8 protein-coding genes are annotated in these 14,337 nt (G+C 58.2%); 3 read left to right on the top strand and 5 right to left on the bottom strand.

Annotation, left to right across the window (positions count from 1 at the left end):
- Positions 1–46: 46 nt before the first annotated feature.
- The 5 genes from H7B67_RS09675 to H7B67_RS09655 all read right to left on the bottom strand — a co-directional run bounded on the left by H7B67_RS09675 (position 47) and on the right by H7B67_RS09655 (position 10,799).
- Complete coding sequence (locus tag H7B67_RS09675; protein WP_185119588.1) at positions 47–2,731, bottom strand: SLC13 family permease; 2,685 nt, start codon at positions 2,729–2,731, stop codon at positions 47–49.
- A gap of 934 nt (positions 2,732–3,665) precedes the next feature.
- Positions 3,666–5,762 (bottom strand): glycoside hydrolase family 36 protein, encoded by a 2,097-nt coding sequence (locus H7B67_RS09670; RefSeq protein ID WP_185119587.1) that lies wholly within the window; start codon positions 5,760–5,762, stop codon positions 3,666–3,668.
- A 131-nt stretch (positions 5,763–5,893) separates the two neighbouring features.
- A complete protein-coding gene (locus tag H7B67_RS09665) occupies positions 5,894–7,213 on the bottom strand; it encodes an extracellular solute-binding protein (RefSeq protein ID WP_185119586.1) in 1,320 nt (439 codons plus the stop codon).
- A gap of 129 nt (positions 7,214–7,342) precedes the next feature.
- Positions 7,343–8,977 carry a response regulator transcription factor gene (locus tag H7B67_RS09660; protein WP_185119585.1) on the bottom strand — a complete coding sequence of 545 codons (1,635 nt, stop codon included), beginning with the start codon at positions 8,975–8,977 and terminating at the stop codon, positions 7,343–7,345.
- Positions 8,970–10,799 (bottom strand): sensor histidine kinase, encoded by a 1,830-nt coding sequence (locus H7B67_RS09655; protein WP_342592367.1) that lies wholly within the window; start codon positions 10,797–10,799, stop codon positions 8,970–8,972. The genes H7B67_RS09660 and H7B67_RS09655 overlap by 8 nt, the downstream gene beginning before the upstream one ends.
- 181 nt (positions 10,800–10,980) lie before the next feature.
- Between H7B67_RS09655 and H7B67_RS09650 the strand changes: the two genes are divergently transcribed.
- From H7B67_RS09650 to H7B67_RS09640, 3 genes are all read left to right on the top strand, one after another.
- Positions 10,981–11,868, top strand: a complete 888-nt coding sequence (locus H7B67_RS09650; protein WP_185119583.1) for a carbohydrate ABC transporter permease — start codon at positions 10,981–10,983, stop codon at positions 11,866–11,868.
- Complete coding sequence (locus H7B67_RS09645) at positions 11,868–12,698, top strand: carbohydrate ABC transporter permease (protein ID WP_185119582.1); 831 nt, start codon at positions 11,868–11,870, stop codon at positions 12,696–12,698. The genes H7B67_RS09650 and H7B67_RS09645 overlap by 1 nt, the downstream gene beginning before the upstream one ends.
- 588 nt (positions 12,699–13,286) lie before the next feature.
- Positions 13,287–14,129: a lipoate--protein ligase family protein gene (locus tag H7B67_RS09640; protein ID WP_425353874.1), complete on the top strand. Its 843-nt coding sequence runs from the start codon at positions 13,287–13,289 to the stop codon at positions 14,127–14,129.
- Positions 14,130–14,337: the final 208 nt, after the last annotated feature.

The raw sequence follows: 14,337 nt of genomic DNA, 5'->3' as shown, positions 1-14,337 counted from the left end.
TATGCGAAGGAACGACTCGGCTTTGGCTGCGTGAAGGCGCGCCGTTTTATTGAATCAACCCGATCCACCGCCAGTAAGGAACGCTCGCGAGAACCGCGACAATAACGGCCGCGGCATACCCGATCGCGACCTTCTGCCCTTGGCGATGGCTGAACGACTTCCCCTCCGCGCTGTAGTACGCCAATAGATACGTCGGCGATTGGAAGGTAAAGAAGAACGGATCGGTCGCCAGCAGGATGGCGAAGATGAGCACCCAAGGGTGGACTCCCGCCTGATCGGCAAGCGGAAGCAGAGCGATCACGAGGAGAATGACGGCCGGATCGTCCCGTACGACCAAGGTGACGAGGAAGGAGAGCGCCATCGCCGCCGCGAGGAACAGCATCGGCGAAGAGAGGAAAACCTCCATTTTCTCGCTTAATACGGATGACATCGCCTCGACGATCCCCAACTGCTCCGCCCCCTGCGCGAAGCTGAAGGCGATTCCGATGAAGAGCAGGAACGGCCAGTCCACGCTCGTCTTGAGGGTTTGCGTATCGAGCGCTCCCGCGACGAGCAGGACGCCGAAGCCGAGAAGCATGACCCAAGCGTTATCCAAGCCATGGAGAGGCTGAAGAATAAGAAGGATCATGCAGCCGACGACCGTCCCGACGGTCCAGCGCTCCTCCTTCGTCCACCGGCCGAGAAGATGAAGCTGCTCGTCCACCGTCTCCTTGACGATCGGCCTCGAAGCCGGCGGGTTGCGGAACATTCGGTTGAGCAGGAGCAGCATGAGGCAAGCGAAGATCAGGAATGCCGGCAACGCATAAAGAAACCATTGGAACCAGCTCGGAAGCTTCGCGCCGGGAACCAGTCCGAACGCCATCGCGTTCGTATAGGAGCCGCTCAGAATAAACGGCGCCGTGAAGCCGTAGAACACCATCGCGGCGAGACTTAAGCCCGCGGTTCCGGCGCTGCGGTCGCGGAAGCCCATCGACTCGGACAGCGTTCTCGCGATCGGAACGCCGAGCGTCACCTTGGCCGACGAGGACGGAATCAGAGGATTGAGCGCGATCCCGCCCGCGATCAGCCCCCATAGCTGCCCCCGGTAATGCGAGGGGAATCTGCGCAAGGCGTGAAGGGACAATCGGTAGAGAATGCCCGACTTCGTAATGGCCGCGCCGACCGCCAGGATAAACAGCATGTAGAGCCAGGTCGTCGAAGCGAAGCCGGACAGCGCGGTCTCCGGCGTCATCAAGCCTCCCAATACCCACAGCATCGCCATGACCAGAGCGACCAGGTAGTCGGCGACGACGTTCACCATCCAGAAAATGACCGCCGCAAGCCCGATGCCGATGAAGTCCATCCCGTCCCGCGACAAGCCCGCGATCGGGTCCGCGAAGTGGAAGAAGGTCATGCTGCCGAGCGCCACGCAGGCGGCGATCGCCCCGCTCCAGCCTCTCTTCTTCCAGAGGCTTCCCGCCTTCGCGGCCAGCTCCTTCGACTTCTCCTGTCTCAGCTTCTGTTCCGCCAGGCGATAGCTCCTCTCGGAGAGCTCGCCTTCGCCGCCCGATTGAGCGGCATGCATCGCCAATCTCTCCGCGCGCTGAAGATAATCGAGCGCCTTCTGCTTGTGGCCGAGAGCTCGGCACAATTCCGCTCCAAGCTCGCAGAGCTCGATCGTCTCCTCCGTCGAGAAGGCGACGCCATCGTCCAACAGCTCTTCGAGCTTGAGCAGTCCCGCCTCCCGCCTCCGTTCCGCGCAATGCGAGAGGTAAGCCTTCAGCACGTCGAATCGGGATGTCAAGCGCTCGGCCGGGCAGCGATCGAACATGGCATAACCCGCCGAGCCGGCGGGTCCGGCAAGGATTGGGCCGGCCTCGCTCCCCGTCGCCGCAATCTCCGGCTCCTGCGCTTCCCGCTCTGCCCGCAGCTTCCATTCGGCGATATTCAACGCCGAGTCCCAGTCGTCCCGCTCCGCGTAGACGGCCGCCGCGGCATCCCATCTGCCCTGCCCCATCCAATACTCGGCGGCTTTGCGAAGCCAGTGCGCCGCCTCCCTCTCCGAGTGGCGCTCCAAATACCGTTCCGCCAGGACCGGCTTCACGGAAGCGTGCAGCTCGAAGCCTCCTTCTTCCCCGTACGCCTCGATGGGGCGAACGAATTCGGACAGCGTCTCGCGATGCTTCTCCCATAACCCGCTCCAGTCGATAGAGAACAGAGCTTCCATCAGCCTTCCGTCGAAACAAGGCAGCATGGCGCACGCGGACAGCGCTTCGGGAAGCGGCTCGGGAAGCCGGTCGAGCGACTCCCGAACGAGACGGGCTTTCGCTTCCTTGGAGGCTTGGAGCCGGTCGTTCGTCTGGACAAGCCTCTGCGAGAGCAGCCGAATAAAGTATGCCGATAGCGCGCCGTTCTCGCCGATAAGCCTGCCGAAAATCTCCGAGTCGATCCGATAGAGGACGGTGTCGCTCGCGGCGACCGCCGTCGCCGAACGGGGCTCTCCCGTGAGAAGCGCCATCTCGCCGAACGCGATGCCTTCGCTTAGCAGCGCAAGAGGCTGGCTGTCCCCATCCGGCGTCTCCGAATAGAGCTGCACCTTCCCTTGCTCGATCAGGAACATGCTGTCGCCGGGATCCCCCTGCCGGAACAGGACCGTACCCGCCGGCTCCTCCTGCCGATCCATCATGCCGAGAATGCGGGCCAGCTCCACCTTCGACAATCCGTTGAACATCTCAATCCGACTCAGATCCATGGCTCCGCAACCTCATCCAATCCCTAACAAGAATGTTTCTATTATATCGTTGGTTCGAGAGAGTTGGATATTAGCTAAAGGTAATTTTTCGGGACTAGCGTCGAGTTTACGGGAATGAAAAGATCTCGCACGCTGCCCCGGCTGCCCGCCGTTCTATGGTACTCCATACCATACATTCGCACGTTGTCCCGACTGCCCGCCGATCTATGGTACTCCATACCGCACATTCGCACGTTGTCCCAACCGTCCGTCTATCTATGGCACTCCATACCGCACATTCGCACGTTGCCCCGACCGTCCGCCGATCTATGGTACTCCATACCATACATTCGCACTTTGCCCCGACTATTCGCCGCTCTAAGGTACTCCATTATTCCGCATGCGTTCGGAGGTATCAGATCTTATGCAATTGTAAAGGACATACAGTCCGTTAAATCGGCTAAATAGTCTCTTTCGAATTCTAACGGACATAAGAAACGCTTAGAAGCGTTAAAATGCCATTTCGGAACGTAAAAGGAATCCTAACGGACTGTATGTCCGTTATAGTTCAAGAAGACGATTAATCTGCGTTTAAGAGTCGTTGGTGTCCGTTAGCCGAACCAGAAACGTAACCCGATAATGTCGGGTTACACAGCCCTCGCACCCGCTTTCGGGGCTGTAAGCCGACAACGTCGGCTTACAGGGCCCCCGAGCCTCGCTTTCAGAGCTGTAAGCCGATAATGTCGGCTTGCACGGCCTTCGGCGCCTGCTTTCAGAGCTGTAAGCCGACAATGTCGGCTTACACGGCCCTTGGCGCCTACTTTCGGTGCTGTAACCCGACAATGTCGGCTTACAGGGCCTACAACGCAGGCTTACACGCCCCTCAGGCCCCTAGCGGCCCCCAAACCCCAAAAACCCCCGGACCCAATTCGGTCCGGGGGCAAAATTCCGCTTCTTATCGTACCTGAAGCTCGATCAATCTAGCCGTCTTCTCGCGAGGAAGCGTCACCTTGAGCTCGCCGGTCTCGCGGCTCCACGCGATCGCGCTGTCGTTCTCCGCCGGATAGGTGATTCGCGCTGACAGCTCCTTGCCCGCGAGCTTCGGAAGCGGCAGCGCGATCTCGGACGCATCGCCGCCCAGACGCCATACCGCGACGTACAAGCGGTCTCCGGCGCGCAGCCCGAAGCTGACCCAGTCGTCCTCCGACTTCGGCAGGCCGATCGGCCAGAACGGAAGCGATACGCGGATGTCGTCGCGGATCGTCTTGTAGTAGTCGAGCGCTTCCTTGACGAGCGCTCTCCGGCGAGGGCTCAGCTCGGCGACGTGGCCGCTCTGATGGACCCGCAGCAGCAGCGCGTTCACCATGTTGAAGACGACCTCTTCGTCGTCGCCCTCGCGCAGCGGATACGACCAGATCGCCGATTGCTCCGGAGTGAGCGCGGACGGGGAGCTGGCCGCGATCTGCGCGTACTTCACGTAATCCTCCTGGTCGCTCGTCGACTGGATGCTGTGGCGGCTCAGCATCGCGTAGTCCATGCGCATGCCGCCGCTGGAGCAGTTCTCGATGACGAGATCCGGATACTTGGCGAAGATGCCGTCCAGCCAAGCGAGGTAAGCGCGGTTGTGCTGGAGCAGCCCGTCGCCGAAGCTGTCCGCATCGGTCTCGGTTCCGATGCCGGCATTGATGTTGTAGTCCATCTTGATGTAGCCGACGCCGTAGTCCTCGACCAGGCGGCGGATGACCTCGTTCGCGTGGGCGATGACCGCCGGGTTCCGGTAATCGAGCTGGTAACGGCTGCGGTCCTTGACGCGCTTGCCGTGCCGCATGAAGAACCAGCTGTCGTCCGCCTCGGCGAGCTTCGGACTGCGAATGCCCATGACCTCAAGCTCCAGCCAGAGGCCGGGGATCATGCCTTTCTCGCGAATGTAGCCCAGCACGTATTCGATCCCTTCCGGGAATCGCTCGCGAGAAGGAAGCCATTCGCCGACGCCGTCCCACCAGGCTCCCGGAGCGTACCAGCCGGCGTCGATGCAGAAGTATTCGCTGCCGATCTCGGCGGCCGCGTCGATGAGAGGCAGAAGCTTCTCCGTCGTCGGGCTGCCCCAAAGACAGTTCATGTAGTCGTTGAAGATGACTCGCAGCAAGCGATTGTCGTCGTTCGGGCGGCGGATCAGCCGACGGTACTTCGTCAACTCGCCGATCGCTTCCTCGAAGCCGCCCTTCGCCGCCCCGACGGCGACCGGAACCGAGACGAACTCCTCGCCGGGCGCAAGCTCCTTCCACCAATGGTTGTCATGCTCGGTCGGCCCGCTGATCAGCAGCGTCAAATAATCGAATTGATCGATGATCTCCCAGTGCCAGGAGCCGTTGTGCTCGATCTGCCAGACCAGGCTCGTCCCGGCTTCGGCATTCTCCAGGACGGCCATCGGAATATGCTCCGCCGCCGCCCAGGAGCCGGTGTTGCTGCAGGAGATCCGCTTGGAGCTCCGGTCCGTCATGTGGGACAAGCCGAGCTCCGGAATCGTGTTCGTCCGCCACTGGATTTCGCTCTGCCATCCGGTATGAGGGATGGACAGGCGAAGCTTCTCGTCCCGGTCGAGCTTCCCCTCCTTGTCGATGCCGGTCAGCGCGAACGAGCTGACGTACTCGACTCCGACCGATTCTTCCCCTTCATTAACAAGAACGGTCCAAGCGCGGACGACCGAAGTCCCGGTATAGAATTGAAGATGGGAGACGGACTTCAGCTTCGTCTCCGGATCGGTCATCGCGATCTCGAGCTTGCGCCCGATTCCGTTGCGCGTGTCCGTATGCCCGGCATACCTCATCCGCAAACCCGGGAACGTCGCCCGGTGCGTCCGCCCGTGATATTCCGCGCGATCGTCGCCCGACAGCTGAAGCTCGAGCAAGCGGAAGCCTTCCTCCTGCTTCTCTCCAATCGCCTTAACATCCAAAGGGCTCGTGCCGAAGTGGAGCAGGCGCACGTCCTGTTCGTCGGTTACTTTCAGTACCAGATATAGGCCATTCTCTTCAAGCTGGATCGTTTGTGCCATTGGGATAGAACATCCTCCTTCCATGCCATTACCGAAATTATAAAGCATTCAACTCAGCGCCCACAGGCGCTGAGTTGTCAGTTCTTGTCCTATTTAGCTCAGTTATGCGAATTGCCGCCCGTAACGCCCGATTAGGAAGCGCCCAGCTGCTGCCAAGCTTGCTCGATCTCCTTGATCGCGGCGTCCTTCTTCTTGCTGCCGCCGATATAAGCCTGCATGATCTCGCCGAACTTCTGATGGAACGTGTCGAGCGAGTAGTTGACGGCCAGGTCGCCGGACTTCTCCGTCTTCAGAAGTTCGTCCATTTGCTTAGGCATATCCAGATCCGGAAGCGGAGCGTCCTTGATCGGAGGAATGACCTTCGCTACGTTGGAGAACCATTGCTTGCCGTAGTCGGACGTGTACAGCCAGTTGAAGAACTCGACGACCGCCGCTACGTTCTTGGAATCCTTGTTGATGCGGAGAGCTTGGTCGGCGCCGGTGATGATAACCGATTGCTCGGCCTTGTCGCTGACCGGGTAACCCATGATGCCGATCTCGATGTCCGGGGAGATCTTCTTGATCGCTTCTTCGTCCCACGCGCCCTTGCCGGTCATGATGGCCGCCTTGCCGGAAGCGAAGTCGCTGACTTCGGCGTTGCTGTCGCGTTCGAGCGGCTTGTCGGTGCCGTGCTTGACGGTCGTGTCGACGAAGTTGAAGAAGTTGTCCTTCAGGACCGGATGATCCGCGAACGTCGTCTCGCCCTTGATGAATTGGCCGACCAGCGTCTTCGCATCCGTTCCCGCATCTTCCGCGGCCGCGTCAACGAAGTGCTGGAAGACGTGCTTCCAGGTCCACCATTCCTTGTAGGCGTTCGCGAACGGCGTGATGCCCTTGGCTTCGAGCTTCGCGATCGCGTCGTCCAGTTGAGCCGTCGTCTTAGGCACTTCCGTGATGCCCGCGTCGGCGAACAGCTTTTTGTTGTAGATCAGGGTAAACAGGTTGCCCTTGACCGGAAGTCCGAGCACCTTGCCGTCCGTGGACGTCATGTTCGCGCGAACCGCATCCGTCATCGCCGCCGCGAGCGGCTCGTTCGTCAGGTCGTAGCTGTACTCCGCGAACGTGTCGATGTCTCCGCCCGCCGTCGTCTGGAATACGTCCGGCGTGTTGCCGGAAGCGATGCGGGACTTGAGCACCGTGTTATAGTCGGCTTGCATGATCTCCAGGTTGATCGTGACGTTCGGCTTAACCTTCTTGTATTCCTCGATATAAGCATTGAACGCGTCGGTATATTCCGGAGATGCCGTAAACATGTTGATCGTGACCGGCTTGTCGCTGGCTGCGCCGCTCGCCGCGCCGCTTGCCGTCGGGGAAGCCGTATTGCCCGCATTATTATTGTTGTTGCCGCATGCCGCCAGAGCGCCTACCATCAGCACCGCGCTCATGGACAGCGCCGTCATTCTCTTTAGCATTGCTACGCCCCCACTCCGTGGTAAGTTGATTGATCTTCGAAGTTCATTCTAAAGAAATCGGAAATCGATAAAAATGTAGATTCGTGATCACTTGAGGGTAAAAAAGTGTAGTTCTCCCTCCGTTCACTTTTATCCATCCGATCGCTTCATTCGGTATTCTGTGGGAGAGAGGGAGAAATAATTCCTGAACGCCTTGCTAAAATAGTTCTTGTCCTTGTAGCCGAGCATCTCGGAGATCTCCTGGATCTTCAGCTCCGAATTCTCCAGCAGCTCCTTGGCCTTGTCCATCCGGATTTTCTGCACGTACTCGTGAATTCCGTAGCCATACTGCTGCTTAAACAGCTTCATCAGGTACTCGCGGCTGAGAAAATACTTCTCGGTAAACATCGAAACCTTGATATCCTCGAAGTAATTCCGGTCGATATAATCTTTGATCTCGCCGATCGCGACCGACTTGTCCGCCTGAACGGAAGACCGGATCCGGTGGAAGCAAGCATCGACCGCCTTAAGAAGAAGAGCTTCGAATTCTTCGAAGGAAGCGTACTCCTCGCGGATTCCCAGCTCCCGGAGACTTCCTTCCGGCAGAAGCGGCGCGTTCGAATCGCCGCCCCCCTGCGCCAGCTCCCCCAGCTCGCGAACCAGCTTCTTCGCGATCAGGTTCGCGTCCTTCAAGCGAAGCGACGGCAATCCCCTCAGCGTATTCGCGAAGTCCTGGACGACGCCGCGGGCCTGGTTCGCGTTGCCCGCCTCGATCGCCGCGCGAAGCTGGGAGAACCGGCTCGGCGAGGAGAGCTCCTCCTTCGGGCCGTCGACCCGAGCATCGGCTACGAATCCGCTGACTCCGTCCAGCTTCAGAAGATCGATCGAATCCACGACCTTCTCCGCTTCTTCATAGGACTCCGACAGCTTCGAGATCTCCTGGACGGGCATCCCGGTGCCGGAGACGGCCAGGATGCCGAACAGATCCTTCAGGACGGACACGACCTTCTTCATGAAGTGAACCGAACGGAAGCCGATGTCTCCGACGATCCCTCCCGACAGGGTATGGACGACGATAATCTCCTTTTCTATCTTCGGATTGGAGAAGCTGAAGCTCTGGAAGCCTTCTTCCGCGAACTCGTTGATCACGTTCGTGACGGCGAACCGGAGAAGATCGCTCTCCTGCTTGAAGCGCGCCTCCGTAATTCTCTCCATGTTCAGGATTCGGACGGCCGTCGCGCAATAGCGCTTATCCGGGTCGTCCGCCCCGATCAGCCGAAGATACGCTTCATTGTTCTTGACCTTCACGTTTCTCTCTATGATCGACAGGTAGATATTCTCTTTAAGCTTGGGCACCGACAAATTCAGCGTGATGTTGCGATCGATGAATTCGCTCTCCGTCTGCTTGCGCGCCTTCAGCACCTCGGCCGCGTTGCGAAGCGCTTGGTTAAGATCCTGGCGGTTGATCGGCTTCAGCAGATAATCGACCACCCTGGACCGAATCGCCTGCCTCGTATAGTCGAAGTCGTTGTAGCCGCTGATGACGATCGTGAACAGATTCGGATGGTCTCGCTCGACATGGCGCAGAAACTCCAATCCGTCCATTTCCGGCATTTTCATGTCCACGAGCACCAGGTCCGGCTTTTCCCGCTCCAGCAGGTCCAGCCCTTCTTTGCCGTTGCCCGCCTCGAGCACCTCGCCCGCCTCGATCGCCTTCCAATCGCCGAGGATCCGGATGGCTTCGCGGGACGGCTCTTCATCGTCGATAATCAGCACTTTAAGCATGAGTGTCATCTCCCCCCTGAGGAATCATCATTCGAAGCTCCGTCCCCGTCTCGTCCGTCTCGATCTCCAGACCCGCCTTGTCTCCAAAAAGAAGCTGGAGCCGAGTATGAAGATTGCGAAGCCCGATGCTGTCGCCCTCCCGTTCCTCCCATTCCTTCTCGAAGGACTCCAGGATCGCTTCCAGCCTGTCCGGCGCGATTCCCGGACCGTTGTCGCGGACGGAGAGGACCGCGTACGAAGCTTCCAAACGGATTCGAATGACGATCGTAATGGAGCTGGACACCTGCTCGAGCGCGTGCTTGATCGAATTCTCGACGAGCGATTGGATCGACAGCTTCGGGATCGGCAGCTGCATCAAGGAGTCCTCGATGTCGTACACGACCCGGAGCCGCTCTCCGAATCTCGCTTTTTGCAGCACCATGTAGCGCTCGATGTGCTTCAATTCGTCCCTAGCGTGCACCATGTCTTTGCCGCTTATGCAATATCTTAGCGTCATGGCCAGCGCGTCCACCATGTCGGCAATCTCCTCTTCCCCGCTCTTGAGCGCTTTCGTCGAGATAGCTTGCAGCGCGTTATACAGGAAGTGCGGATTGATCTCCGCCTCGAGCGCTTTGAGAATCGCGTTTTTCTCCACCAGCTTCATCTTGTAGCGCTCGTTGATCAGCTCGTTCGTACGGCTGACCATGAGATTGAAGTGCCTGGACAGGTAGGCGATCTCGTCACGTCCCTTCACCTCGACGACGGAGTCGAATTCTCCGGCGCTGAAGCGCCTCATCTGCGTCGACAATCGCTTGAGCGGCCTCGTAATCGCGTTCGAGGTCAACGAGATCAGCACGATGGAGAGAAGCAGGAAGCCTAGGCCGATAAGGAGTCCGATTCTCCGGGTTTGCTGCGCGGTCTCGTAGATCTGGTCGTACGGCACGGACTTGACCAGCTTCCAGCCGTCGGTCTCGCTCGTATCGAACATCACCAGGTAAGAGGTGTCTTCCTCCTTCCAGGTGAAGCGAGACCTGGCCGAGCCGTTCTCAAGCTTGTCCAGGAATCCGGTCGCTGCCGTCCGTTCGTAGAAAACGGGGTCGTCGATATGGAAGGGAACGCCTTGGGAATTCAGGAATAGCAGGTGCTCCCCTTCGTTGAAGGGGATGTCCTTCATGATGTTCTGCTTCTCCGAATCGTTGAAAAAGAAGCTTAGCACGGCCCTCGGCTCGCGGTCCGCAAGGGAACGAATAACCCGGTGGTAGGCCATGAAGCTGCTCTCCGGCACGGAGGGGTAGCCGGTCTCCCGGTCCAGAACCAAGGACTGCAGCACGGCATTCTTGGGGCTTTGCATAACGCTTTGGTACCAAGCCTGCCGAGGGATCTCGGCGTCCATGGCCGCCCGCACGGGAACGTTAAAGTTCTCTTTGGCGATATAAAGATACTTGCCCTCGTCGATCAGGTAGAGGTAGATCTGATCGATGTCGCTGCGCGAGTAGAACAACTCCCGCAAGTAATTCTCCAGATACTGCCTGGAAGAGTAGTCCGTCGCTTCGCGGCCGATGGCTCTGATGATATCGTCGTACCGGATCTGGGGCAGCGAGAACTGCTCGATCTCCGCGAAATACTTCTCGAAGTTCTTGTTCACAAGGAGCAGGTTGTTCGAGTTGCTGGATATGCTGTGCTGGACCGATTCCCTCTCGATAATGCGGTAAGAGATCAGCGTGAGCGAGGCGACGACCAGAATGAGAATGGTACTGAAGAGCAAAATAAGCTTGTTTACCAGCCTTCGGGTCGTCGCGTCCCTAAGCCTTCGTATCGATCTGCGGAACCAATCCGTCGGCACCTGCATCGTTCCTCCTTCGGGCGAACACCGTTCACCTTTTTACCCTTAACTGTTTGCTTAAATCCATTTTTCGAGGCTCGGTGTCCTGTTTATAATGCAATATAGCCTAAGCGAAGTCGGGATGTACAGCGAATAAATCGTCCCCGTCGACAGGTTTCGACCCCTAGAAAGAGGTGTGAATATGAAAAACAGGAGCAGAAAGCTAAGCGAAAAATTCGAATTCGGCCTCTTCACCCTGCCGGTTCTGATTTGCGTAGCCGTTGCCTTCTACATTCCGTTCGTACTTACGGTCCGGTATTCCCTTACGAAGTGGAACGGGATCTCCAAGAACCCGGAATTTATCGGTCTCGATAACTTTAAACAGATCTTTACGGGTGACGCCAACTTCTCGGCCGCTTCTTGGTTCACCGTCAAATACGCGATCCTGTACATCATTCTGGTCAACGTGATCGCGATCGTCCTGGCGGTCATCCTCGATTCCAAGCTGAAGTCGAAGTCGTTCCTCCGGGCGGCGTTCTTTATCCCTTACATTCTCAGCTTGGTTATTGTCGGCTTTATCTGGAAATTTATTTTCATGCAAGGGTTCGAATCGCTGGGCAACAGCACGGGCTGGGCCTTCTTCGGCAAAAGCTGGCTGGGCGAGCCGGGGCTCGCGTTCATCTCCGTCTTGTTCGTGTCCATCTGGCAGTCGGTCGGGTTCTACCTGGTCATCTACATCGCCGGTCTTCAATCGATTCCGGACGACATGAAAGAAGCCGCCGTCATGGACGGGGCCGGTCCTTTCCGCCGGTTCTTCAGCATCACGCTTCCGCTGCTCGCGCCTTCGATCACGATCTCGGTGTTCATGGCATTGACCAACTCGATCAAGGTGTTCGACGTGATCCTGTCGCTGACCGGAGGCGGTCCCGGCGGAACGACTTATTCGGTCGCTTACGACATCTACCGCGATACGTTCCAGAACAACCTGTACGGCTACGGCACCGCCAAGGCGCTCGTTCTGTTCGTCGCCGTCCTGATCATTACGGTCATTCAATTGACCATCTTCAAGCGCAGGGAGGTTGAGAGCTAATGCGCAGTAATCCCGTTGCCCGAGTGATCGGCGAAATCGTCCTGATCCTGATCGCGCTGCTGTTCCTGTACCCGCTGTTCCTGATGATCATCAACTCGTTCAAAAGCTTCCAGGAGGTCATGACCGACGTCATCGCCCTTCCGAAAAGCTGGAGCTTCGCGAACTACGAGTACGTCTGGAAATACATCGATTATCCGCGCCTGTTCCTCAACAACTTCGTCGTGACGGTTCTCGGCCTGGCCGGCATCATCCTGGTCTCGTCGATCGCCGCGTACAAGCTGTCGAGAACGAAGTCCCGCGCTAGCGCGATCATCTATTTCCTCTGCATCATGCCGATGCTTATCCCGTTCCAGTCGATCATGCTGACGGTGATGAAGACGGCAAGCTTCCTGCACCTGTCCGACAGCACGTGGGGACTCGGCCTGCTCTACTGGGGCTTCGGCGCTCCGCTCGCGGTGTTCATCTACCACGGCTTCGTGAAAGGCATCCCGCGCGAGATCGACGAGAGCGCGACGATCGACGGAGCCTCCGGCTTCCGCCTGTTCTTCTCCGTCATCTTCCCGCTTCTGAAGTCGGTCACGACGACGATCATCATCATCGACGTCATGTGGATCTGGAACGACTTCCTGCTCCCGCTGCTTATGGTCAACGGCTCGCCTTCGACCAAGACGCTGACGCTCGCCGCCTACACGTTCGTCGGTCAGTATACGTCCGACTGGCAGTACGCGATGACCGCCATGGTGCTGGCCGTTCTGCCATCGATCATCGTGTTTATCTTCTTGCAAAAGTACATCGTCAAAGGCGTTGTTGCGGGTGCCGTTAAGGGTTGATCGCAACGATTGCTCAGAAGGCCGTCTCCCTCGGGAGGCGGCCTTCTCGCGTTATTTGGTTACGGGGCAGCGGCTCCCGACAAGACCCCTCTTCGACGCTCCGTTAGTCGATTTTTTCGACTATCTCGCCTTCAGCGCTCCCCTTCGACGCTCCGTTAGTCGATTTTTTCGACTATCTCGCCTCCGCCACTCCCCTTCGATGCTCCGTTAGTCGATTTTTTCGACTATCTCGCCTCCGCCTCTCTCCTTCGACGCTCCGTTAGTCGATTTTTTCGACTATCTCGCCTCCGCCACTCCCTTTCGATGCTCCGTTAGTCGATTTTTTCGACTATCTCGCCTCCGCCTCTCCCCTTCGACGCTCCGTTAGTCGATTTTTTCGACTATCTCGCCTCCGCCTCTCTCCTTCGACGCTCCGTTAGTCGATTTTTTCGACTATCTCGCCTTCGCCTCTCCCCTTCGACGCTCCGTTAGTCGATTTTTTCGACTATCTCGCCTCCGCCTCTCTCCTTCGACGCTCCGTTTCACCGCCCTTCCCCTCCGCTCGTCGCTAGGGTATGATGATCGTATATTGGAAGGGGACATGCCATCGTGAACATAGATATGCTTGCCGGGCTGGAGAATATGGTGATTCTGGATCGAATGAACCGGTTGGAAAAGGAGGACCCGCTGCTGCCGTTCGCCTTGGATGAATGGCTGTGCGCCCGGACGGGGGAAGGGGGACCGGCCATCTGCCATCTGTGGAGACAGCCGCAATCGTTCGTCATGGGGCTGAGGGACAGCCGGCTTCCGGGCGCTCCGGACGCGGCCAGATGGCTGGAGTCCAAAGGCTACCAAGTGGCGGTTCGCAACTCCGGCGGAGCGGCGGTCCCGCTCGACCCGGGCGTGGTGAACGTCTCGCTCATCCTGCCCAAGCCTTCGGTCGATTCCTTCCACTTTCATAGCGATTTCGAGAAAATGTACGCGCTCATCGCGACGGCCGTCGCCGGAACGGGGTGGGCGGTAGACAAAGGGGAGATCGAGGGAGCGTACTGTCCCGGCGACTTCGACCTCAGCATCAACGGCTTGAAGTTCTGCGGGATCGCGCAACGGCGCCAGACGAAGGCATTCGTCATTCAAGCCTTCGTCATTGTCGAAGGCTCCGGACAAGCCCGCACCCGGTTAGTGCGGCAGTTCTACGATCGCGCGGCGGCCGGGGCGGATCCGGCGAATTTCCCGCTCGTTACGGATGACAGCACCGCAAGCTTGGCCGAGATCATCGATCTTGGCATTGGAGCGGCCGAGGCATTCGCCGAGGAGATCAAGGGAATTATCCGCGAACGCCAGACGGAAGCCGGCATGCAAGCCGCCGCAGCTACTCTGCGCATGCCGAGCGAGGCGGAACTGACGGAGACGATCGCCATGCTTCGCAATCGCTACGGGATAACCAGATAAGCGGATAACGGCAGCCGGATAGGCTGCCGTTACACGGTTTTTCCGTTTATCTCCCGCGATTTCTTCTTCATACGGGTGCTGTTACACGGTTTTTCCGTGTATCTCCTTCGCCTCTAGCTCCATAAGGGCATCGTTACACGGTTTTTCCGTGTATCTCCTTCACCTCCAGCTCCATATGGGCGCCGTTACACGGTTTTTCCGTGTATCT

The organism is Cohnella thailandensis (assembly GCF_014212135.1).
Taxonomy (GTDB): domain Bacteria; phylum Bacillota; class Bacilli; order Paenibacillales; family Paenibacillaceae; genus Cohnella; species Cohnella thailandensis.
This window is presented reverse-complemented; position numbering and strand designations above follow the sequence as displayed.

Coding starts and splice junctions, on each gene's coding strand:
- H7B67_RS09675 (WP_185119588.1), bottom strand. CDS start 2,731: ATGGATCTGAGTCGGATTGAGATGTTCAACGGATTGTCGAAGGTGGAG.
- H7B67_RS09670 (WP_185119587.1), bottom strand. CDS start 5,762: ATGGCACAAACGATCCAGCTTGAAGAGAATGGCCTATATCTGGTACTG.
- H7B67_RS09665 (WP_185119586.1), bottom strand. CDS start 7,213: ATGCTAAAGAGAATGACGGCGCTGTCCATGAGCGCGGTGCTGATGGTA.
- H7B67_RS09660 (WP_185119585.1), bottom strand. CDS start 8,977: ATGCTTAAAGTGCTGATTATCGACGATGAAGAGCCGTCCCGCGAAGCC.
- H7B67_RS09650 (WP_185119583.1), top strand. CDS start 10,981: ATGAAAAACAGGAGCAGAAAGCTAAGCGAAAAATTCGAATTCGGCCTC.
- H7B67_RS09645 (WP_185119582.1), top strand. CDS start 11,868: ATGCGCAGTAATCCCGTTGCCCGAGTGATCGGCGAAATCGTCCTGATC.